At 69.2% G+C, this 18,833-nt stretch carries 17 protein-coding genes; 13 read left to right on the top strand and 4 right to left on the bottom strand.

Features of this window, described 5'->3' with window-relative positions; translation table 11 throughout:
• Positions 1-68: 68 nt before the first annotated feature.
• The gene (locus ABT004_RS31310; RefSeq protein WP_351343387.1) at positions 69-1,601 is read right to left on the bottom strand and encodes an ABC transporter substrate-binding protein; all 1,533 of its coding nucleotides are present in this window, start codon (positions 1,599-1,601) and stop codon (positions 69-71) included.
• A gap of 269 nt (positions 1,602-1,870) precedes the next feature.
• Here ABT004_RS31310 and ABT004_RS31305 point away from each other — a divergent pair, with 269 nt between their 5' ends.
• From ABT004_RS31305 to ABT004_RS31285, 5 genes are all read left to right on the top strand, one after another.
• Positions 1,871-3,436, top strand: a complete 1,566-nt coding sequence (locus ABT004_RS31305) for a sulfatase family protein (protein ID WP_351343385.1) — start codon at positions 1,871-1,873, stop codon at positions 3,434-3,436.
• A gap of 603 nt (positions 3,437-4,039) precedes the next feature.
• On the top strand, positions 4,040-4,876 hold the full coding sequence (locus ABT004_RS31300) for an alpha/beta fold hydrolase (RefSeq protein ID WP_351343383.1): 837 nt from the start codon (positions 4,040-4,042) through the stop codon (positions 4,874-4,876).
• Positions 4,869-5,456, top strand: a complete 588-nt coding sequence (locus tag ABT004_RS31295) for a TetR/AcrR family transcriptional regulator (RefSeq protein ID WP_351343381.1) — start codon at positions 4,869-4,871, stop codon at positions 5,454-5,456. Before ABT004_RS31300 ends, ABT004_RS31295 begins: the two co-directional genes overlap by 8 nt.
• 464 nt (positions 5,457-5,920) lie before the next feature.
• Positions 5,921-7,213 carry a bifunctional 3-oxoadipate enol-lactonase/4-carboxymuconolactone decarboxylase PcaDC gene (gene pcaDC / locus ABT004_RS31290; protein WP_351343380.1) on the top strand — a complete coding sequence of 431 codons (1,293 nt, stop codon included), beginning with the start codon at positions 5,921-5,923 and terminating at the stop codon, positions 7,211-7,213.
• A 54-nt stretch (positions 7,214-7,267) separates the two neighbouring features.
• Positions 7,268-7,903, top strand: a complete 636-nt coding sequence (locus tag ABT004_RS31285; RefSeq protein ID WP_351343378.1) for an MBL fold metallo-hydrolase — start codon at positions 7,268-7,270, stop codon at positions 7,901-7,903.
• 3 nt (positions 7,904-7,906) lie between these two features.
• Here the strand turns inward: ABT004_RS31285 and ABT004_RS31280 are convergent, their stop codons facing one another.
• Positions 7,907-8,482: a hydrolase gene (locus tag ABT004_RS31280; protein WP_351343376.1), complete on the bottom strand. Its 576-nt coding sequence runs from the start codon at positions 8,480-8,482 to the stop codon at positions 7,907-7,909.
• Positions 8,483-8,585: 103 nt separating this feature from the next.
• On the opposite strand from ABT004_RS31280, the gene ABT004_RS31275 reads away from it, so the two are divergent.
• Together ABT004_RS31275 and ABT004_RS31270 are read left to right on the top strand one after the other, a co-directional pair.
• On the top strand, positions 8,586-9,365 hold the full coding sequence (locus ABT004_RS31275) for an exodeoxyribonuclease III (protein ID WP_351343374.1): 780 nt from the start codon (positions 8,586-8,588) through the stop codon (positions 9,363-9,365).
• A gap of 55 nt (positions 9,366-9,420) precedes the next feature.
• Positions 9,421-10,092, top strand: a complete 672-nt coding sequence (locus ABT004_RS31270; protein ID WP_351343372.1) for a class I SAM-dependent methyltransferase — start codon at positions 9,421-9,423, stop codon at positions 10,090-10,092.
• Here ABT004_RS31270 and ABT004_RS31265 read toward each other — a convergent pair.
• Positions 10,082-11,896 carry an SGNH/GDSL hydrolase family protein gene (locus ABT004_RS31265; RefSeq protein WP_351343370.1) on the bottom strand — a complete coding sequence of 605 codons (1,815 nt, stop codon included), beginning with the start codon at positions 11,894-11,896 and terminating at the stop codon, positions 10,082-10,084. The two genes, ABT004_RS31270 and ABT004_RS31265, sit on opposite strands and share 11 nt — an antisense overlap.
• A gap of 144 nt (positions 11,897-12,040) precedes the next feature.
• On the opposite strand from ABT004_RS31265, the gene ABT004_RS31260 reads away from it, so the two are divergent.
• From ABT004_RS31260 to ABT004_RS31240, 5 genes are all read left to right on the top strand, one after another.
• Positions 12,041-12,490, top strand: a complete 450-nt coding sequence (locus tag ABT004_RS31260) for a DUF6278 family protein (protein ID WP_351343369.1) — start codon at positions 12,041-12,043, stop codon at positions 12,488-12,490.
• A gap of 134 nt (positions 12,491-12,624) precedes the next feature.
• Positions 12,625-13,368 carry an amino acid ABC transporter ATP-binding protein gene (locus ABT004_RS31255; protein WP_351343368.1) on the top strand — a complete coding sequence of 248 codons (744 nt, stop codon included), beginning with the start codon at positions 12,625-12,627 and terminating at the stop codon, positions 13,366-13,368.
• A gap of 20 nt (positions 13,369-13,388) precedes the next feature.
• Positions 13,389-14,300: a glutamate ABC transporter substrate-binding protein gene (locus ABT004_RS31250; protein ID WP_351343367.1), complete on the top strand. Its 912-nt coding sequence runs from the start codon at positions 13,389-13,391 to the stop codon at positions 14,298-14,300.
• Between the two features lie 11 nt (positions 14,301-14,311).
• Entirely contained in the window at positions 14,312-14,956 is a 645-nt protein-coding gene (locus tag ABT004_RS31245) for an amino acid ABC transporter permease (protein ID WP_351343365.1), read from the top strand.
• Positions 14,953-15,822, top strand: coding sequence for an amino acid ABC transporter permease (locus ABT004_RS31240; RefSeq protein ID WP_351343363.1), 870 nt, complete (start codon positions 14,953-14,955; stop codon positions 15,820-15,822). Before ABT004_RS31245 ends, ABT004_RS31240 begins: the two co-directional genes overlap by 4 nt.
• 191 nt (positions 15,823-16,013) lie before the next feature.
• Here the strand turns inward: ABT004_RS31240 and ABT004_RS31235 are convergent, their stop codons facing one another.
• Positions 16,014-16,784, bottom strand: coding sequence for a hypothetical protein (locus ABT004_RS31235; RefSeq protein ID WP_351343361.1), 771 nt, complete (start codon positions 16,782-16,784; stop codon positions 16,014-16,016).
• Positions 16,785-16,910: 126 nt separating this feature from the next.
• On the opposite strand from ABT004_RS31235, the gene ggt reads away from it, so the two are divergent.
• The gene (gene ggt, locus ABT004_RS31230; protein WP_351343359.1) at positions 16,911-18,713 is read left to right on the top strand and encodes a gamma-glutamyltransferase; all 1,803 of its coding nucleotides are present in this window, start codon (positions 16,911-16,913) and stop codon (positions 18,711-18,713) included.
• Positions 18,714-18,833 lie beyond the last annotated feature (120 nt).

Raw genomic sequence — 18,833 nt, 5'->3', positions numbered from 1 at the left:
GAGTTGTGGCGGGCTGCGCCCTCCCCCGCCGCCGTGGGGGTGCCCAAGACGATCCCCCGGACCCACGGTCAGGAGGCGGGCCGGTAGTTGTAGATCGAGGGCACACCCATACCGGACTGAGGTGTCACCCGGACGTTCCTGGTGGATACCAGCTGGAACGTCATGCGGTAGAAGGGGGCGAACCAGCCCTCGGCAACCAGGTGTTCGTTCAGCTGCCGTGCGGCGCCTGCGGCCTTGGGACCGGTGGTCGTCTTCAGTTGTCCGAGCAGCCTCTTCACCGTGGGATCGCTGGACCCGTACATGTTGAAGGCGCCCGGCGTGACGAGGTCCTGGGCGGTCACCCAGTCGATCGGGGACTGCCCGATGTTCATGACCATGGCCGAGTAGGCGCGGTCCTTGTAGATCTTCTGCACCGCGGTGTTTCCGTCCAGCTGATCCCAGACGACCTTGATGCCGACCGCCTTGAGGTCGGCGGAGATGGACGAGGCCAGCGCGTCGCTGACGATCGCCGAGACCCGAGGCAGCTTGAGCGTGAAGCCGTCCGGGTAACCGGCTTTCGCGAGCAGCTTCCTGGCCTTCGCCGGGTCGTGCGGATAGGCCGAGTCCAGCTTCTTGTCGTACGCCTCCGTCTGCCGGCCGAAGATCTGTTCCGTGACTTCGCCGCGGCCCTGACGGATCTTGTCGACCATGGTCGCACGGTCCAGGGCGTAGTTGATCGCCTGTCGCGCCTCGGTCCTCTTGAGCGCGGGCGTGTGCACGCCGCCGCGATCGAAGAGGAGCAGTCCCTGGAAGTCGAAGCTGAACGCGGTCTTCTTGAGGCGGCTGTCCGACAGCACCGAACTCTGCTGGTTGGCGTCCTGCACGACGGCGCTGTCGATCTGCCCCGTCTTCAGGCCGTTCACGATGGCGGTCTCGTTGTCGAAGACGCTGATGGTCAGCGCCTTGAACGGCGCCTTCGTTCCCCAGTAGCCGGGCTTGCGGGCGAACGTGTACTTGTTGCCGACCGCCGTCTTCCCTTTGTCGAGGGTGTACGGGCCGGTCCCCACGGGCGTCGTCGTCAGCGAGCCGGCGTCGATCTTGGCAGGGCTGGCCATCAGGCCCGCCGCATCACTCAAGTAGAACAGCAGCGCGGGGTCGGGGGAGTTGAGGTGCAGTGTCACCTGCGAGGCACCCTGCACGTCGACGCTCTTCAACGCGCTCAGGTACTTGGCGCCACCTCCTCCGCCCTTCTTGAAGTGTTCGAGATTCGCCTTGACGGCCTGCGCGTCGAACACCGTGCCGTCGCTGAACTTCACACCCTTGCGCAGCGTCAGGCTCAGCTTTGTACGACTGTCGTCGTACGACCACTTCGTGGCGAGCATCGGGCGCAGTGCGCCGTTGGGGTCCCGCTTGATCAACGTGTCGTACACGGCCTGGAAGTACGGCAGCGCGCCGCCGATCGCGTCCTTGGGGTCGAGGCTCTGGGCTGCCGTCATGGTGGCGATGTCCAGCTCATCCGTGCTCGTCCCGGTCGAACCCGAGCCGCCGCCGCAGGCCGTGAGTACCAGTGCGGCAGCTGTCGCACCGGCCGTGGTCACGAATCTCGTGGCATACCCGTTCATGATCTCTCCGTCCGGCGGGCCGGCCGATGCGCCGGCAAGAGATGAGAGGGCAGGGCGGGGCCTGCGGATGGTGACGGCCCTGCCCGTCGACAGCCAAAACCGTAATGTGATCGGTTTTAGCCGTCAATGCATCTTCGGGGATCGAGGGGGCGTCGCCGTCGGGGCAGGGGCTACGGGGTGGGGTGTCTTGACGTCCAAAACCAATCATCGTACGTTTTTTGGCTGTGGTCGGGTCTCCCGATCACCCGCACCCGAATCGGAGGCGCGCCATGGCCCGTTCGAGGCCCAACTTCCTCTTCTTCATCCCCGACCAACTGCGCGCGGACGCGCTCGGCGCCTTCGGGAACACCCACATCAGCACTCCCCATCTGGACGCGCTGGCGGCGCGCGGTACCCGCTTCGACCATGCCTACGTCCAGCACCCGGTCTGTTCCCCGAGCCGGGCGTCCTTCCTGACCGGCTGGTACCCGCACACAGCGGGCCACCGCACCCTGACCCACCTGCTCAAGCCGTGGGAACCCAACGTGCTGCGCAGCCTGAAGGAGTCCGGCTACCACGTCGCCTGGCCCGGCATGCGTGGCGACACGTTCGCACCCGGAGCCACCGAACTCAGCGTCGACGAGTACGGCTACGGCATCACCCCGACCGAAGCCGTGCGCCCCACCCCGCGCGGCACCTGGCCCGGCGGCGAGACGGCCGCCCGTCTCCACTACCGCGGCAGACTCCCCGAGGACCCGGACCGGGTCGACGCGGACGAGGCCACCGTGCGCAGTGCCGAATGCTGGCTGTCCCAGGCCCCCGACGACAGGCCATGGGTCCTCTTCGTCCCGCTCGTCGCACCCCACTGCCCCTTCGAGGTCGAGGAGCCGTGGTACTCGATGTACAACCGCGCGACGCTCCCTGCCCCGGTCGCAGCGGTCGACGACACCACCCAGGAGCCCGCCTTCATGGAGGCCGTCCGCCGGCGTTTCGGCATCAAGGACACCAGCGCAGACACCTGGCGGGAGATCACCGCCACCTACTACGGCATGATCTCCCGGATGGACGACCAACTGGGGCGTCTCACCAAGGCGTTGCACGACCACGGACACGCCGCCGACACCGTCACCTTCTTCTTCGCCGACCACGGCGAATACCTCGGCGACTACGGCCTCATCGAGAAGTGGCCCTCGGCGCTGCACCCCTGCATCACCCGTGCCCCCCTTGTCGTTTCCGGCGGCGACCTACCGGCCGGCCAGAGCACGGACGCCCTCGTCGAACTCGTCGACATCGTCCCCACCGTCCTGGAACTCGCCGGCGTCGCGCCCGACCACCGCCACTTCGGCCGCAGCCTCGTCCCCGTCCTGCACGCCCCGGACGCCGAGCATCGGCAATACGCGTTCACCGAGGGCGGATTCTCGGCCGAGGAGGAGCCCCAGCTCGAAGAGGCGGACTTCCCCTACGACCTCAAGGCAGCCCTCCAGCACGAACGGCCCGAACTGGTCGGTCGGGCCATCTGCGTCCGCGACCACGACTGGTCCTATGTATGGCGCCTGTACGAACCGGCCGAGCTGTACCACCGCACCGACGACCCTCACGAGCGCACCAACCTTGCCGGGCACCCCGAACACACCACAACCGAAACACGTTTGCGGGATGCGGTGCTGCGCTGGCTCGTCGACACCAGCGACACGATCCCCTTCGACCGTGACCCGCGCTACCCCAGCGTCGACCTGCCTGTCACGGCCGGCTCCCCGGGCCCCGACCACCAGGTGGAACGCGCATCGGACCAACTGGCCCGTGCCATCTCCCGATGGAAGAGGGCACAGTCGACCGACCCGGGTGTGCCGTCATGACCCGATCCCAGTCCTGCTCGGCCGCCCGGGCCCGCATGTCCCGCCCCCAATGCCGCGCTGCACCAGCAGAGGGGAGAGGGCTTCGACTTCGGGTGATGTGTCTTCTTCGCGGGTCGTGATCTGGATGTCGTGTGTGAGGCCGCTGGGCTGAGCTACTTCGAGGTAGGTCACGCCTTGGCGAGGTGCGGCCGCGAGCGCGGGGATGAGAGCTACCCCGAAGTCGGCGGCCACCCGGCCCCAGAGCGCCGGGCATCTCCGCTCCGGCGGATGCTCCCTGCGCGCGCTGTCCTTACTGAATACGGAGGGTGCGAGTCCTCGCGCAGTCGTGCTGTCCCCGCCTCCTGCAGCACACACCAGGACACCGGCTCTGCATTCTGCCCCCCCTCGGCGCCGCTAAGGGTTTTCCAGGGATCGGACGCCCCCGTACCGCGTCCGCCGTCGCGTTCACTTCGTGGACGCGCACGGCCCACGCGCCCGCGTGGAGCCGGCGCTCCGCCCCGGAATGGCCTGGACCTTCCCGCTCGCCTCGCCCGGCTGGGGTGGGCATTTTTTGGCTATCTGGATTAGCTTATAGCTATTGCACTTAACTAGAAGAGAGATGTCGTGGCTGAGTCCGTCTCTGTCCCGGGCGGCACCATCGCCTACGAGGACGCTGGAGCGGGCCCGCTGGTCGTCCTGGCCCACGGCTTGGGGGACAGCCGTGCGGCGTACAGGTTCGTCCTGCCGCATCTGGTGGAGGCGGGGTATCGAGTGGCCGCGGTCGACCTGCGGGGCTGTGGCAAGTCGAGTGCAAAGTGGCCTTCCTACTCGCGCACCGACATCGCGGGCGATCTGCTCGCGGTGATCCGCCACATCGACTGCGGCCCGGCCGTCCTGGTCGGTCACTCGATCTCCGGCGGCGCCGCCACCATCGTGGCCGCCCAGGATTCCGGCCTGGTCAGGGGCATCATCGAGCTGGGCCCCTTCACGCGCGCGCAGTCGATCAAGCTCGGCGAATTCCGCTCGAAGAGCTACCGCACGGGTGCCTTGCGGCTGCTCGGCGCCGGTCTGCTCGGCAGCGTGGGACTGTGGACCCGCTACCTCGACCATGCCTACCCGGGCCGCAAACCGGCCGACTGGACCGACCGGCTGGCCCGTATCGAGGCGATGCTGGGCGAGCCCGGTCGGATGCGGGCGATGCAGAAGATGGCGCAGTCGGCGCCGACGGACGCCGACGCCGAGTTGGGCAACGTACGGTGTCCTGCCCTGATCGTGCAGGGCTCGCTCGACCCCGACTGGGTCGATCCGCGCGCCGAGGGCAGGGCCATCGTGGCCGCGATGCCGGCCGGTGTCGGAGAGCTCGCGGTGATCGAGGGAGCCGGCCACTACCCGCACGACCAGTACCCCGAGGAGACCGTCTCTCTGATGCTGGCCTTCCTGGAAGCACACGCCCGTGCCTAGAGCAGGCCTCGATGCGAGCGTCGTCGTGGCGGCGGGAGCGGCGCTCGCCGACGAGGTCGGTCTTGCGGGCCTGACCATGGGGCTGCTGGCCGACAGGCTCGGCGTACGACCGCCATCCCTGTACAAGCACGTCCGCTCCCTGCACGAACTGCGGCACGGCATCTCCGTCCAGGCGAAGCGCGAATTCGCCCACCAGCTGGCCCGGGATTCCGTCGGCCGTTCCGGCCCGGACGCAGTCCGGGCGTTCGCGGACAGCTACCGCCACTGGGCCCTGAAGCATCCCGGCCGCTACGCCGCCACCGTCCCCGCTCCGGCGGCCGACGACGAGGAGGACCGCCGCGTCAGCGAAGAGGCGTTGCAGGTTCTGCTCGACGTCCTCGCCGGTTTCGGCCTGCCTGACGCGCGTGTCGTCGACTCGGCAAGGGCGCTGCGATCAGCACTGCACGGGTTCGTCATCCTTGAGGGTGCCGACGGCGGCTTCGGGATGCCGCGCGATGTCACGCGGAGTTTCCACTTCCTCATGGATACCCTGATCGCCGGATTCCAGGCCGACCCTCCTGATCACGCCTCCGAGGGGTGACTTGGCCGCCACCGACCTCTCCCGGTCCCATCTTGTTGAGGGCAGCCCGCGATCAAGCTAGATCCTGCCCGAATTGAACGCAGTACGTGTCTCGGAGACCACCAGGACGTCAACCATGTCCAGCCGTGGGGATGTGGGCTGGGTGACCCAAGCCGCTGGTGGGGAGATTTTGGAAGGGTTTTCGGTAGGTCGGGTCGGGCGTGTACGCGCGGCCACGCTCGACGCCGGAACCGGATCCGGTGGGAAGCCCATGGGTAAGGGGCCAGGCTGACCGTAAGTGCTGAGGGAAGGAACGTGCTCGAGGCGGTCGCTGCCGAGACGAGTCCGTGCACAAGGCGTTAAGCGCATACCTACACTTGCCGGAGCGTTCCGGCAGTGCCGGGCCTGCTGCTGTGAGAAGGCCACGGACTATCACGTCCACCCCGACAATGTGACAGTTCGTGACAGATGAGAGGGTCGGACGGGTGAGTGAGACGTCGATGAACACCCTGCAACACCGCTTTGACGGGCCAGAAGACGCCCCGACCCTGATCCTGGGGCCCTCGTTGGGTACCACATGGCACATGTGGGACCGCCAGGTGCCCGAGCTGGCCCAGCACTGGCGGGTGTTCCGCTTCGACCTGCCCGGCCACGGCGGTTCCCCCGCCCACCCGGCCGGTTCCGTCGAGGCGCTCGCGGAGCGGCTGCTCGCCACGCTCGACGAGCTGGGCATCCAGCGCTTCGGCTACGCGGGCTGCTCGCTGGGCGGCGCGATCGGCGCGGAGCTCGCGCTGCGCCACCCGGAGCGCGTCGCGTCGCTCGCCGTGATCGCGGCCTCGCCGCGGTTCGGCACCGCCGACGAGTTCCGCCAGCGCGGCGTCATCGTGCGCAGCAACGGCCTGGACCCCATCGCCCGTACCGCCCCCGAGCGCTGGTTCACGCACGGCTTCGCGACCGCGCAGCCCGCGATCACGGACTGGGCCGTGCAGATGGTCCGTACGACGGACCCGGGCTGCTACATCTCCTCGTGCGAGGCGCTCGCCGCCTTCGACGTCCGCGAGGAGCTGGCCGACATCGGTGTGCCGACGCTCGTCCTCGTCGGCTCGGAGGACCAGGTCACAGGGCCCGCCGAGGCCCGCACCCTGGTCGCCGGCATACCGGACGCCCGGCTCGCCGTGGTGCCGGGCGCCTCCCATCTGGCCCCGGTCGAGCAGCCGGCCGCCGTCACCGACCTCCTCGTACGGCACTTCACCTCGGCCTGGCCCGCCGCGCACGAGAAGACCGGGCAGACCGCCATCCAGGCCGCCCCGGTCAAGCCGGTCATCGCGCCGCCGCCCCCGTCGGCCCCGCCGCGCGCGGAGATCGCGGCCGCGCAGCAGCCGGAGGCCGCGACCCGGCCCGACCCGCACGACGCGGGCCTCAAGACGCGCCGCGAGGTCCTCGGCGACGCCCACGTGGACCGGGCCCTGGCCACCGCCGACGACTTCTCCGGCGACTTCCAGGAACTCCTCACCCGCTACGCGTGGGGCGAGATCTGGTCCCGTCCGGGCCTCGACCGCCGCACGCGCTCCTCGGTGACCCTGGCGACCCTGGTCGCGGGCGGCCACCTCGACGAGCTGGTGTTCCACACGCGCGCCGCCCTGCGCAACGGCCTCACGGCCGCGGAGATCAAGGAAATCCTGCTGCAGACCGCCGTCTACTGCGGCGTACCGGCCGCGAACGCGGCGTTCAAGGTGGCCCAGCAGGTGATCCGCGAGGAGACCACGCCCCAGGAGTGAGCGGGGAACCGCCCCAGGCGTGAAACCGGGCGGGAGCGGGCGCAGGATGGACGCATGAAGCTGACGAAGAAGACCCACGCGTGCGTACGGCTCCAGAAGGACGGGCAGACGCTCGTCATCGACCCGGGCGGATTCTCCGAGGACGACGCGGCCGTCGGCGCCGACGCGATCCTCGTGACGCACGAGCACCCCGACCACTTCAACGAGGACCGGCTGCGCGCCGGGATGGAGGCCAACCCCGGCGCGCACATCTGGACCCTGAAGTCGGTCGCGGACCAGATCTCGGCGGCGTTCCCGGGCCGCGTCCACACGGTGGGCCACGGCGACACGTTCTCGGCCGCCGGATTCGACGTCCAGGCGCACGGCGAGCTGCACGCAGTGATCCACCCGGACATCCCGCGCATCACGAACGTCGGCTATCTCATCGACGGCGGCACGGTCTTCCACCCCGGCGACGCCCTCACCGTCCCCGACCACCCGGTCGAGACGCTGATGCTGCCCGTCATGGCGCCCTGGAACAAGATCGCCGAAGTGATCGACTACGTACGGGAGGTCAAGCCGCGCCGCGCGTACGACATCCACGACGCGCTGCTCACGGACCTCGCCCGGCCGATCTACGACAACCAGATCGGCGGACTCGGCGGCGCGGAGCACCTGCGCCTCACTCCAGGTGACTCGGCGCAGGTCTGACGGCTACTTCTTGAGGAGTTCGACGACCTCGTCCGTGGAGCCGATCTCCGCGATGCGCGGGAAGATCTTGCCGAAGCTGTGCTCGTGGGAGTCGGCGTCCGTGTCGGTCGTCGCGTCGTCGACCAGTACGAGGTGGTAGCTCAGCTCCCACGCGGAGCGGGCGGAGGACTCGACGCCGATCGACGTCGAGATGCCGCAGAGCACGATCTGCGTGACACCGCGGCGGCGCAGCTGGAGGTCCAGCTCGGTGCCGGTGAAGGCGCCCCAGTGCCGCTTGGTGATGACGATGTCGTCGCCGAGCGGGCCCAGCTCGTCGGGGAACTCGGAGAACGCGGGCGGCGGCGCCTGCGTCATGGCGCCCGCGGCGGCCCGGCCCGTCGGGAGGTCGCCGCCGTCCTGAGACCAGGCGACCTTCACGCGCACGACCGGCAGGCCCTTGGCGCGGAAGGCCTCGGCGAGCCGGGCGCCGTTCTGGAGGACGTCGGCGGAAGGGTGCACGGTCGGCAGGCCGAGGATGCCGTTCTGGAGGTCGATGAGGACGAGGGCGGGACGCTCGTCGAGAGGGGTGTTGATCGTCATGTTCGGCAGGCTAACTGTCTAACAGGAAAACTTGCAAGGCAGCCTGTCGATGTGTCGGCGGCTCGGCGGGGCGTTGTCAGTCCCGCCTAGTAGGTTGTGGGACATGCGCATTGCTACCTGGAACGTGAACTCGATCACCGCGCGGCTGCCGCGCCTCCTTGCCTGGCTGGAGAGCAGCGGCACGGACGTGCTGTGCATCCAGGAGACCAAGTGCTCGGCGGAGCAGTTCCCCGCGGACGAGCTGCGGGAGCTGGGCTACGAGTCGGCGGTGAACGCGAACGGCAGGTGGAACGGGGTGGCGCTGCTCTCCCGCGTGGGCCTGGAGGACGTGGTGAAGGGCGTGCCCGGCGACCCCGGGTACGACGGCGTGGAGGAGCCCCGCGCCGTCTCCGCGACCTGCGGCCCGGCCCGCGTCTGGTCGGTGTACGTGCCGAACGGGCGGGAGGTGGACCACGCGCACTACGCGTACAAGCTCCAGTGGTTCGAGGCCCTGAAGGCGGCGGTCGCGGGCGACGCGGCGGGCTCGCGCCCCTTCGCGGTGCTGGGCGACTACAACGTGGCGCCGACGGACGACGACGTCTGGGACATCTCCCTCTTCGACGGGGCGACGCATGTGACCCCGGCCGAGCGCGCGGCGCTCACGGCGCTGCGTGAGACGGGCCTGACCGACGTCGTGCCGCGCCCCCTCAAGTACGACCACCCCTTCACGTACTGGGACTACCGCGCCCTCGGCTTCCCGAAGAACAAGGGCATGCGCATCGACCTGGTCTACGGGAACGAGCCGTTCGCCAAGGCCGTCTCCGACGCGTACGTGGACCGCGAGGAGCGCAAGGGCAAGGGGGCCTCCGACCACGCGCCGGTCGTGGTGGACCTCGACGTCTGAGCCGACACCGGCCGGGCGGGCCGATTGTCAGTGGCGGGCACTAGCGTCTGCGTCCGTGACGGATCTGACGACGTACCTGAACTCGACCCAACTCGCCTATGACACCGCCGCGGGCGCCTACGCGGAGATCATTCCTCCGCTCTTCCCCCAGGACCTGTACGCGCACGCGGTGTTCGGCGTCTTCGCCGAGCGCGTCCGGCGGGCGGACGCGGGACCCGTGGCCGACCTCGGCTGCGGGCCCGGCCATGTGACGGCCCATCTGAACTCCCTCGGCCTTTCGGCGTTCGGCGTCGACCTGTCGCCGAAGACGGTCGCGGAGGCCCGCCGTGCCCACCCCGGACTGCGGTTCGAGGAGGGCACGATGACCGGGCTCGACCTGGCGGACGGCTCCCTCGGCGGCGTCGTCGCCTGGTACTCGACGGTGCACACGCCGCCGGAGCTGCTGCCGACGGTGTTCGCCGAATTCCACCGCGTCCTGGCCCCCGGCGGCTATCTGCTGCTCGGCTTCAAGGTGGGCGACCTGTTGCGGCACCTGGACCACGCCTACGGGCACGACCTCTCGCTCGACGTCTACTGGCTGGACCCGGAGCACGTCGTCGGGCTCGTGGAGCAGGCCGGGCTCCCGATGGAGTCCCAACTGATCCGCGAGCCCGACGACTATGAGCGGGCGACCCAGGGCCGGCAGGCAATCCTGATCGCCAGGAAGCCGGACGACGCTACGGCCTGAGGATCTCCAGGTCGATCGAATCGGCAAGCGCCTTCAGGCCCGGGTCGCCGGGGTGCAGATGGTCACCGCTGTCGTACGCGGGGAGCATCCGCGCCGGGCGGGCCGGGTCGCGGACGACGGCGTCGAAGTCGAGGAAGCCGTCGAAGCCCGAACCGGGGCTGCGCACAAAGGAGTTGATGGCCTCCCGCTGCTCGTTGGCGGCCGCCGTGCACAGGGCCTCGCCCTCGCACGGCGTGATGGTCGCCCCGATCACCTTGAGGCCCCGCGCGTGCGCCCGCGCCACGATCTCCCGGAGCCCCGCCTCGACCTGCGCGGCGCTCGCGCCCCAGCGCACGTCGTTCACGCCCTGGAAGACGACGACGGTCCTCGCGGAGGTCTGCGCGAACACGTCGCGGTCGAGCCGGTGCAGCGCGCTCACCCCGCCCGTGTCGGTGGAGAGCCCGTCGCCCGGGTAGCGGTCGGCGACGACCCGGTTCGCGGAGATGCCCTCGTTCAACACCCCGTAGTGCGGCACCTTCGACTGGGCGAGGAGCCGTGTGGCGAGCACGTTCGGCCAGCGGTGGTTCGCGTCCAGCGTCGATTTCACGCCGTCCGTGATGGAGTCGCCGAGCAGCACGACGGAGCCGGGACCACCGCCCACGTCGACGCCGGTGAGCAGCGGCCAGTACGAGATCGTCGAGCTGTACGCGGAGCCGTCCGCGTCCGCGGCGTGATCGCCCACCGTGCTCACGTAGCTGCGCTGGATGGCCTGGCTGTGCACGGGCGCCGCGGTGACGGGTTCCGGAAGGTGGAAGCTCACGAGAAGGTTCGCGTTCTCCGGTACGTCGAAGTCCACCGGGTCGCTGAACACCTGCCCACCGGCGGGGAGTTGGGCGCCGGGGGAGCCCCGGAACGTCAGCGGCACCGGAATGTCGAGCGCCGCGGCCCCCGCCCCCTGCACGGCCACCGACGCGCTGCCGACCCGCACCGGGGTCGCGGCGAAGGTGTTCTCCAGGCGGATGCGGACCCTGGGCCCGCCGGTGCTCGTGTGCACGACGAGCCGGATGGTGCGGTCCGCCCACGGCCCCACCGCGGTGTACCCGGCGGGCGAGGCCGACCAGCTGCCAGTCCACCCGGGCGTCGCCGCCCGCACGGACAGGCCGAAGACGTGCAGCGCCCCGCCGCTCGCCCTCGGCAGCTCGACGGAGGAGATCTGGCGGCCCTTGCGCACCGGCACGGTCACGGCGTACAGCCGTGCCTTCTCGGCGACTTGGCCGTACGGCGTGTTCCGGTGCGGCAGCGCCACCGACTTCGTGGCGAGCGGCCCGGTGCGCCAGTCGGGCGCGCTGAGCCGGTACGTCGACCGGGAGCCGTCCGCGTACCGGACGACGCCGGTCCCGGCCGCGTCCCCGCCGGTGCCCGCGACCAGGAAGGCGAGCGCGTCCCCGCGCCCGCCCACCCGCACGGACTGCCCGTTCGCCCGTACGTTGTCGGGCCCGTACCCGGCCGTCCGCGGCCAGGTGAGGCGGGCCCGGTCGATCTCCATGGTGCGGCCGGGCGTCCAGCCGGCCGCGGTGAGGTCCTGCGCGGACAGGGAGCTGCCCGCGCCGTCGAAGTCCGCTTCGCCGGGCGCCGTGTCGTGGCTGACGGCCCGGTTGTCGAAGAGCCGCTCCAGGGGGAGCGGCCCGGGTCTTGCGGGCGCGGCGTGGGCCGTGGCGACAGGGGTGAACTCCGCGCAGACGGCCAGAATGAACGCGGCTCCCCAAATGCGTCGGCGCAAGACCGACTCCCTCCGCTTGTGTGTCCGCCGTGGTGGTTGCGCCATGAAGTTAAGGACGGGGTGATGGCCCGTCAACGTGCCGCGAGGTAAACGGGGGAGAAAGGCCGGTGTCCGGTTCCTGAACTCCGCGCGGCGTCACCTCCGCGCGCCTGTGGTGCGGGCAGGTGCCAGGATGCGAATCTGGGCAATATGAAGATCCCTTTCGCGGCGAATTGGCGCAAGAAGCAGGGTCCGGCACACGGTGTCGCCGTGTTCCCGACCGGTGACGAAGGTGACGAGAGCGAGAGCGGACTCGTCGAACTCCTCTCCGAGTGCGAGCTGTTGCGTTCCCAGGCCGATGACGCGGGGGTCGAACTCGACGAGTCGGTGCGGTCGTTGGAGGCCCTCGATCAACTCGTGCCGCGCTGGCGGGAGGACGAGGACACGCTGCACTGGCTGGGCAACGACGCGGGTCTCTATCTCGGCTCGGTCATGGTGCGCCACGTACTGGGCGCCACCTGGGTGATCTGGGACAACGGGCAGCCGGTGGTGCGGCTTGCATCGGGCCGCGAGATCGACGTCGTGGAGGCCGGGCACGAGTGGGCGGCGAGCGGGGCCCCGGAGCTCTCCCAGTTCTACGCGGAGGCCGCCGAGTCGTAGACCGGCGAGGTGGCGCCGCGTAGTTGAGCGTCAAATACGGTTAATGCCCATAAGTGCGTGTCGTCTGTTAAGTCCCATGTAAGCGTGGATAGTTTGCGCGGACCGACACACCTGAAAGTGGGCAGGGACCGCCGATGGCCGTCGATCCGTTGATCGAGCTGCGAGACGTGAACAAGTACTACGGGGAGCTGCATGTCCTCCAGGACATCGACCTCACCGTCGGCAAGGGGGAGGTGGTGGTGGTCATCGGCCCCTCGGGGTCGGGCAAATCGACGCTCTGCCGGACGATCAACCGTCTGGAGACCATCGAGTCCGGCGTGATCCGGCTCGACGGCCGGCCGCTCCCCGAGGAGGGGAAGGCGCTCGCGGGACTGCGGGCCGAAGTGGGCATGGTCTTCCAGTCGTTCAACCTCTTCGCGCACAAGACGGTGCTGCAGAACGTCTCGCTGGCCCAGCTGAAGGTCAGAAAACGCAAGAAGGGCGAAGCCGACAAGCGCTCGCGCGAACTTCTCGAACGGGTCGGACTCGCCGCCCACGCCGACAAGTTCCCCGCGCAGCTCTCCGGCGGACAGCAGCAGCGCGTGGCCATCGCCCGCGCACTCGCCATGGACCCCAAGGCGCTCCTCTTCGACGAGCCGACCTCGGCACTCGACCCGGAGATGATCAACGAGGTCCTCGAGGTCATGCAGCAACTCGCGAGCGACGGCATGACGATGGTCGTCGTCACCCACGAGATGGGCTTCGCGCGCACCGCCGCCGACCGCGTCGTCTTCATGGCGGACGGAAAGATCGTGGAGGACCGCAACCCCGAGGAGTTCTTCACCCACCCGGAGAGCGAGCGCGCACGTGACTTCCTCTCCAAGATCCTGAAGCACTGACCGGGGGAGGGCACCAGCACATGATCGCCAAGTCGCTACGGCTGCTCGCCGCCCTGACGGTGACGGCCCTGGCCGCCACCGCGTGCGGCAAGGAGGGCAGCCCACCCGTCAAGGGTCCCTCGGCCGCCGAGCTCCCCCAGTACAAGATCGCCCAGGGTTTCTCGCTGCCCGACTCCCCGACGTGGAAGAAGGCGGAGAGGCGCGGCCACTTCGTCGTCGGCGCCAAGGAGGACCAGCCCTACCTCGGCGAGAAGAACCCCGCGGACGGCACGTACACCGGCTTCGACATCGAGATCGCCAAGATGGTCTCGGCCTCCCTCGGCCTCGACCCGAAGAAGATCCGCTTCAAGACCATCGCGTCGGCGAACCGCGAGACGGCCCTGCAGAACGGGCAGATCGACTACTACGTCGGCACGTACACCATCAACGACCTCCGCAAGAAGATCGTCGGCTTCGCGGGCCCGTACTACATGGCGGGACAGTCGCTGCTCGTGCGCACCGACGAGAAGGACATCAAGGGCCCCGACGACCTCGCGGGCAAGCGCGTCTGCTCGGCCGCCGGCTCCACCCCGTACCAGCGCATCAAGGCCGACTATCCGAAGGCCGAACTCGTCGCGTACGACACGTACTCGATCTGCGTCGACAACCTGCTGACCTATCAGGTCGACGCGGTCACCACCGACGACGCGATCCTGCTCGGCTACGCGGCCAAGGTGCCCGAGGAGATGAAGCTCGTCGGCAAGCCGTTCTCCGAGGAGCCGTACGGCATCGGCGTCCCGAAGAAGGACAACGCGCTGCGGTTCGCCATCAACGACGCGCTCGAGGCCGGCCAGAAGAACGGCGACTGGAAGAAGGCGTACGAGGCGACGCTCGGCCTGTCCGGGGAGCCCGCCCCGAAACCGCCCGCCATCGACCGCTACCCGGCGAACTGAGGAGGCGTCCCATGAATGTCCTGACCGACAACATCGAGCTGTACTGGAAAGGCTTCCTCGGCACCGTCGAGCTCACCGTCTTCGCGTCGATCCTGGCGCTGGTGCTCGGCTTCCTCATGGCGTCGTTCCGGGTCGCACCCGTCGGCTCCTTCCGGGCCTTCGGCACCGCGTGGGTCACCGTGCTGCGCAACACGCCGCTGACGCTGCTGTTCTTCGCGGTGCTGCTCGGCCTGCCGCGCTTCGGCCTGGTCCTGCCGTTCACCGTCTTCGCGATCCTCGCGCTCGGCTGCTACACCTCCGCGTTCATCTGCGAGGCGGTGCGCTCCGGCATCAACACGGTGCCCAGAGGGCAGGGCGAGGCGGCCCGCAGCCTCGGCATGACGTTCGGCCAGACCCTGACCCATGTGATCCTGCCGCAGGCCTTCCGGTCCGTGATCCCGCCGATCGGCTCCACGCTCATCGCGCTCGCCAAGAACTCCGCGATCGCGGGCGCCTTCAGCGTCGTCGAGCTGCTCGGCACCTACAAGACGCTCAGCGAGCTCGGCTACAACATCATCTGGACCTTCGTCTGGATCGCGATCGGATACCTGATCATCACGCTGGCCATCAGCGCCCTGTTCAACTTCCTCGAGAAGCGCTGGGGGTTCGCCCGATGAAGGCCCTGCGGCACGACGCCACCGCCCTGTACGACATTCCGGGCCCGAAGACCGAACGCCGCCACAAGATGTACGGCGCCGTCTCGACGCTCATCGTGCTCGCCCTGGTCGGATGGCTTCTGTACCTGCTCTTCGACACCGACCAGTTCACGTACACGAAGTGGATGCCCTTCGAGTACACGGGCATCCAGGAACTGCTCCTGCGCGGGCTCGGCAACACGCTCAAGGCCTTCGCCATGGCGGCCGTCCTGTCGCTCGTGCTCGGCACGCTGCTCGCCGTGGGGCGGCTCTCGGACCACAGGCCGGTGCGCTGGATCGCGACGCTGCTCGTCGAGTTCTTCCGCGCCATGCCGGTCCTGGTAATGATCTTTTTCATCTACGTGGCGCTGAAGATGGAGCCGCTGGCCGCGCTCGTCGCTGGCCTGACGCTCTACAACGGCTCCGTGCTCGCCGAGGTGTTCCGCTCCGGCATCAACTCGGTGGAGCGCGGGCAGCGCGAGGCGGCGTACGCGCTGGGCATGCGCAAGACGCAGGTCATGACGCATGTGCTCGTCCCTCAGGCGGTGCGGGCCATGCTGCCCGCCATCATCAGCCAGTTGGTGGTGGCACTGAAGGACACGTCGCTCGGCTATCTCATCACCTACGAGGAGTTCCTCCACGCCGGAAAACTGATCGCTTCCAACCTCGACTACGATTTGCCCTTCATCCCTGTGGTGATGGTGATCTCGCCGATCTACATCGGGATGTGCATGGTGTTGTCCTGGTTCGCCCAGTGGGTGGCCAAGCGCCAGCGGCGCAATCCCAAGACGGAGGCGGCCGATGTCGCCCCGGCCGAGCCAGGGACGCTGCTGCCGGGTACGCAGTAGCCGAAGCCAGGGAAAGTACGGTCCGTTCCCGCCCAGCGGCAGCCGGAGATCACTGCTCGCGCCACACCGGCGTACGAGAAGAAGGTCAGCTGCCGCGTGCCGGTCGGGACGTGCCTGCTTGCCGAGGATGAGCGGGCCCTTGTCGCATTCGTACGCGGCGGGGGCACCGCTCTCCTTGGTTTTGGGCGCCCCTATTTGGCCTTGTGCGCCGCTCGGCCGCCACCATTGGCAGGGGCCGCGGGCAGCGGGGCCTCCGCCGCCTTCGTGACATCGGCGACCACCTCGACGACGTCGGGCCCGTACGCCCCGGAGTTCACGACCTTCAGGAGCAGGACGAAGGAGCTGTTGCCGTGCTTGCGGGCGAGCCGCTCGTGGTGGCGGGCGAGATAGCGCGTGGCGGCCTGGTTGGTGATCGGCAGCTGCCCGCAGAACAGAAAGACCGGCCTCGCCTCGGGGGTGGCGGGACCGGCGGTCAGGCGGGCCAGGAGGACGTACTCGGTTCTGCTCGGCTCCAGGCGGTAGCGCTCGGAGCCGATCTGGAAGGCGCCGCGGTCCGGGCCCGGCTCGGGGTCGGTGTTGACCCGGATGCCGGGCAGCAGGCTGACCATGTGCGCGGCCATGCGTCTGTTGGAGGCCGGTCCTCCGACACAGAACTCGGTCCGCTCCCCGAAGCCCTGTTGCGCGGTGTCGTGGGCGACGACCTGGGCGTGCGCGTTGCAGTCCTTGATGAGCGCGGAGAGTTCGAGGAGGGCGAAGACGTCGTGGCGCTTCACCGTCAGCTCGGGGCCGCCCGCGTCGCGGTTCACGACGAGCAGCGACTCGGAGTTGTCGGGCAGCCCGAAGAAGGCCTGCTTCCTGCGGAGCTTGCGCTTCCACAGGTAGGTACGGGCGAGCCAGCCCAGCGAGGCGCTGATGCCCGCCGCGATCAGGCCGAGGACGATGTTGCGCACGTCTTCAGTCATGGGGGCGCACTCTAGCGGGATGTTCGACCGGGGTTCGAGGGGGAGGGGAGGGGGAGGGCGCGGGGGTCCTGACGGCACGGACCGATCAAGTTACGCTGCGCTGACGCCTGTTGACCGGAGGTACTGATGAGACGTTCAGTTGTGCGGAATCTGTCGGTCTTCGCCGCACTTGGCAGCATGGTGGCGGTCGGTGCCGCGGCTCCACCTTCGTCCGGTTCGCGTACGCCTGTGAAGGAACCGGTGGCGGTGGGCTCCGGCGGCGCCGTGGCGAGCGTCGACAAGGACGCGTCCGCGGCCGGTATCGAGGTGCTGAAGCACGGGGGCAACGCGGTGGACGCCGCCGTCGCCACCGCGGCCGCTCTCGGGGTGACCGAGCCGTACTCGTCCGGGGCCGGGGGCGGCGGCTACTTCGTCTACTACGACGCCAAGTCCCGCAAGGTGCACACCATCGACGGCCGCGAGACGGCGCCGCTGACGGCAGGATCCGACCTCTTCCTGGAGAACGGCAAACCGCTCGCCTTCAACGACGCGGTCACCAGCGGGCTGAGCGTGGGGACGCCGGGGACGCCGGCGACGTGGCAGTCGGCGTTGGACGCGTGGGGGAGTCGGGGGCTTGCCTCTGTGCTGGAGCCCGCCACGAAGCTCGCGAGTGACGGGTTCGCCGTCGACGACACGTTCCGCTCGCAGACCGCGTCGAACGAGGCCCGGTTCCGCGACTTCCCCGACACGGCGAAGCTGTTCCTGCCGGGCGGGAAGCTCCCGGAGGTCGGCTCGACGTTCAAGAACCCCGATCTGGCGCGCACGTACCGGCAGTTGGGGCGGGAGGGGGTGGGAGCGATCTACCGTGGGGGTATTGGCGCGGACGTCGTGAAGACGGTCAACAAGCCACCGGTGGACCCGGATTCGGACTACGTGGCGCGTCCGGGCAAGCTGTCGACGAAGGACCTCACGGCGTACGGCGCCAAGTTCCAGGCGCCGACCCGGACCTCGTACCGCGGCCTCGGCGTCTACTCCATGGCGCCGTCCTCGTCGGGTGGTACGAGTGTCGGCGAGGCGCTCAACATCCTTGAGAACACCGACCTCTCGAAGGCGTCCGAGGTCCAGTACCTGCACCGCTTCATCGAGGCGAGCCGGGTGGCCTTCGCCGACCGGGGGCGGTGGGTGGGCGACCCGGCGTTCGAGGACGTGCCGACGAAGGGGCTGCTCTCGCAGAAGTTCGCGGACTCCCGCGAGTGCCTCATCAAGGACGACGCGGTGCTCAAGAGCCCGCTCGCGCCGGGGGACCCGCGGCATCCCGGCAAGTGCGGCGAGGCCGGGGACAAGGCGGCGCCCACGACGTACGAGGGTGAGAACACGACGCACCTCACGGCGGCGGACAAGTGGGGCAACGTCGTCTCGTACACGCTCACCATCGAGTCGACCGGCGGCAGCGGAATCACCGTGCCGGGGCGCGGGTTCCTGCTCAACAACGAGCTGACGGACTTCTCGTTCGCGCCGGCGAGCGCCGACGTCCACGATCCGAACCTGCCGGGTCCCGGCAAGCGTCCGCGTTCATCCATCTCGCCGACGATCGTGCTCGACAAGGCGGGCAAGCCAGTGGTTGCGGTCGGGTCGCCGGGTGGGGCCACGATCATCACCACGGTGTTGCAGACGTTGACGGGGTTCCTCGACCGGGATCTGCCGCTGGTCGACGCGATTGCGGCGCCGCGGGCGAGTCAGCGCAATGCGGTGCAGACGGAGTTGGAGCCGGGGCTGTACGGCGGGGCGCTCCGCGGGAGGCTGGAGGCCATCGGCCACTCCTTCAAGGAGAACCCGGAGATCGGGGCGGCGACGGGCGTCCAGCGTCTTCCTGGCGGAAAGTGGCTCGCGGCGGCGGAGAAGGTCCGCCGGGGCGGAGGCTCGGCGATGGTCGTCTCGCCCGGTAGGTAGCCCGTCACTACGCCACGGGGCTCCGCCCCGGACCCCGCGCCTCAATCGCCGGCGGGGCTTAAAGAACAACCGCTAGCGGGGCTTGAGAGATCAGCCGCCGGCGGGGCTTGACAGATCAAG

Origin of the sequence: Streptomyces sp. NPDC002790 (assembly GCF_040295505.1) — a bacterium.
In the GTDB taxonomy this organism is placed as follows: domain Bacteria; phylum Actinomycetota; class Actinomycetes; order Streptomycetales; family Streptomycetaceae; genus Streptomyces.
The sequence above is the reverse complement of the archived record's forward strand: the minus strand, read 5'-3'. Positions and strand labels throughout refer to the sequence as shown.

Excerpts from the sequence above, each read along its gene's own strand:
- ABT004_RS31250 (WP_351343367.1), top strand. The coding sequence starts at position 13,389 with ATGATCGCCAAGTCGCTACGGCTGCTCGCCGCCCTGACGGTGACGGCC.
- ABT004_RS31255 (WP_351343368.1), top strand. The coding sequence starts at position 12,625 with ATGGCCGTCGATCCGTTGATCGAGCTGCGAGACGTGAACAAGTACTAC.
- ABT004_RS31310 (WP_351343387.1), bottom strand. The coding sequence starts at position 1,601 with ATGAACGGGTATGCCACGAGATTCGTGACCACGGCCGGTGCGACAGCT.
- ABT004_RS31275 (WP_351343374.1), top strand. The coding sequence starts at position 8,586 with ATGCGCATTGCTACCTGGAACGTGAACTCGATCACCGCGCGGCTGCCG.
- ABT004_RS31240 (WP_351343363.1), top strand. The coding sequence starts at position 14,953 with ATGAAGGCCCTGCGGCACGACGCCACCGCCCTGTACGACATTCCGGGC.
- ABT004_RS31265 (WP_351343370.1), bottom strand. The coding sequence starts at position 11,896 with ATGGCGCAACCACCACGGCGGACACACAAGCGGAGGGAGTCGGTCTTG.
- ABT004_RS31245 (WP_351343365.1), top strand. The coding sequence starts at position 14,312 with ATGAATGTCCTGACCGACAACATCGAGCTGTACTGGAAAGGCTTCCTC.
- ggt (WP_351343359.1), top strand. The coding sequence starts at position 16,911 with ATGAGACGTTCAGTTGTGCGGAATCTGTCGGTCTTCGCCGCACTTGGC.
- ABT004_RS31280 (WP_351343376.1), bottom strand. The coding sequence starts at position 8,482 with ATGACGATCAACACCCCTCTCGACGAGCGTCCCGCCCTCGTCCTCATC.
- ABT004_RS31235 (WP_351343361.1), bottom strand. The coding sequence starts at position 16,784 with ATGACTGAAGACGTGCGCAACATCGTCCTCGGCCTGATCGCGGCGGGC.
- ABT004_RS31260 (WP_351343369.1), top strand. The coding sequence starts at position 12,041 with ATGAAGATCCCTTTCGCGGCGAATTGGCGCAAGAAGCAGGGTCCGGCA.
- ABT004_RS31305 (WP_351343385.1), top strand. The coding sequence starts at position 1,871 with ATGGCCCGTTCGAGGCCCAACTTCCTCTTCTTCATCCCCGACCAACTG.
- ABT004_RS31285 (WP_351343378.1), top strand. The coding sequence starts at position 7,268 with ATGAAGCTGACGAAGAAGACCCACGCGTGCGTACGGCTCCAGAAGGAC.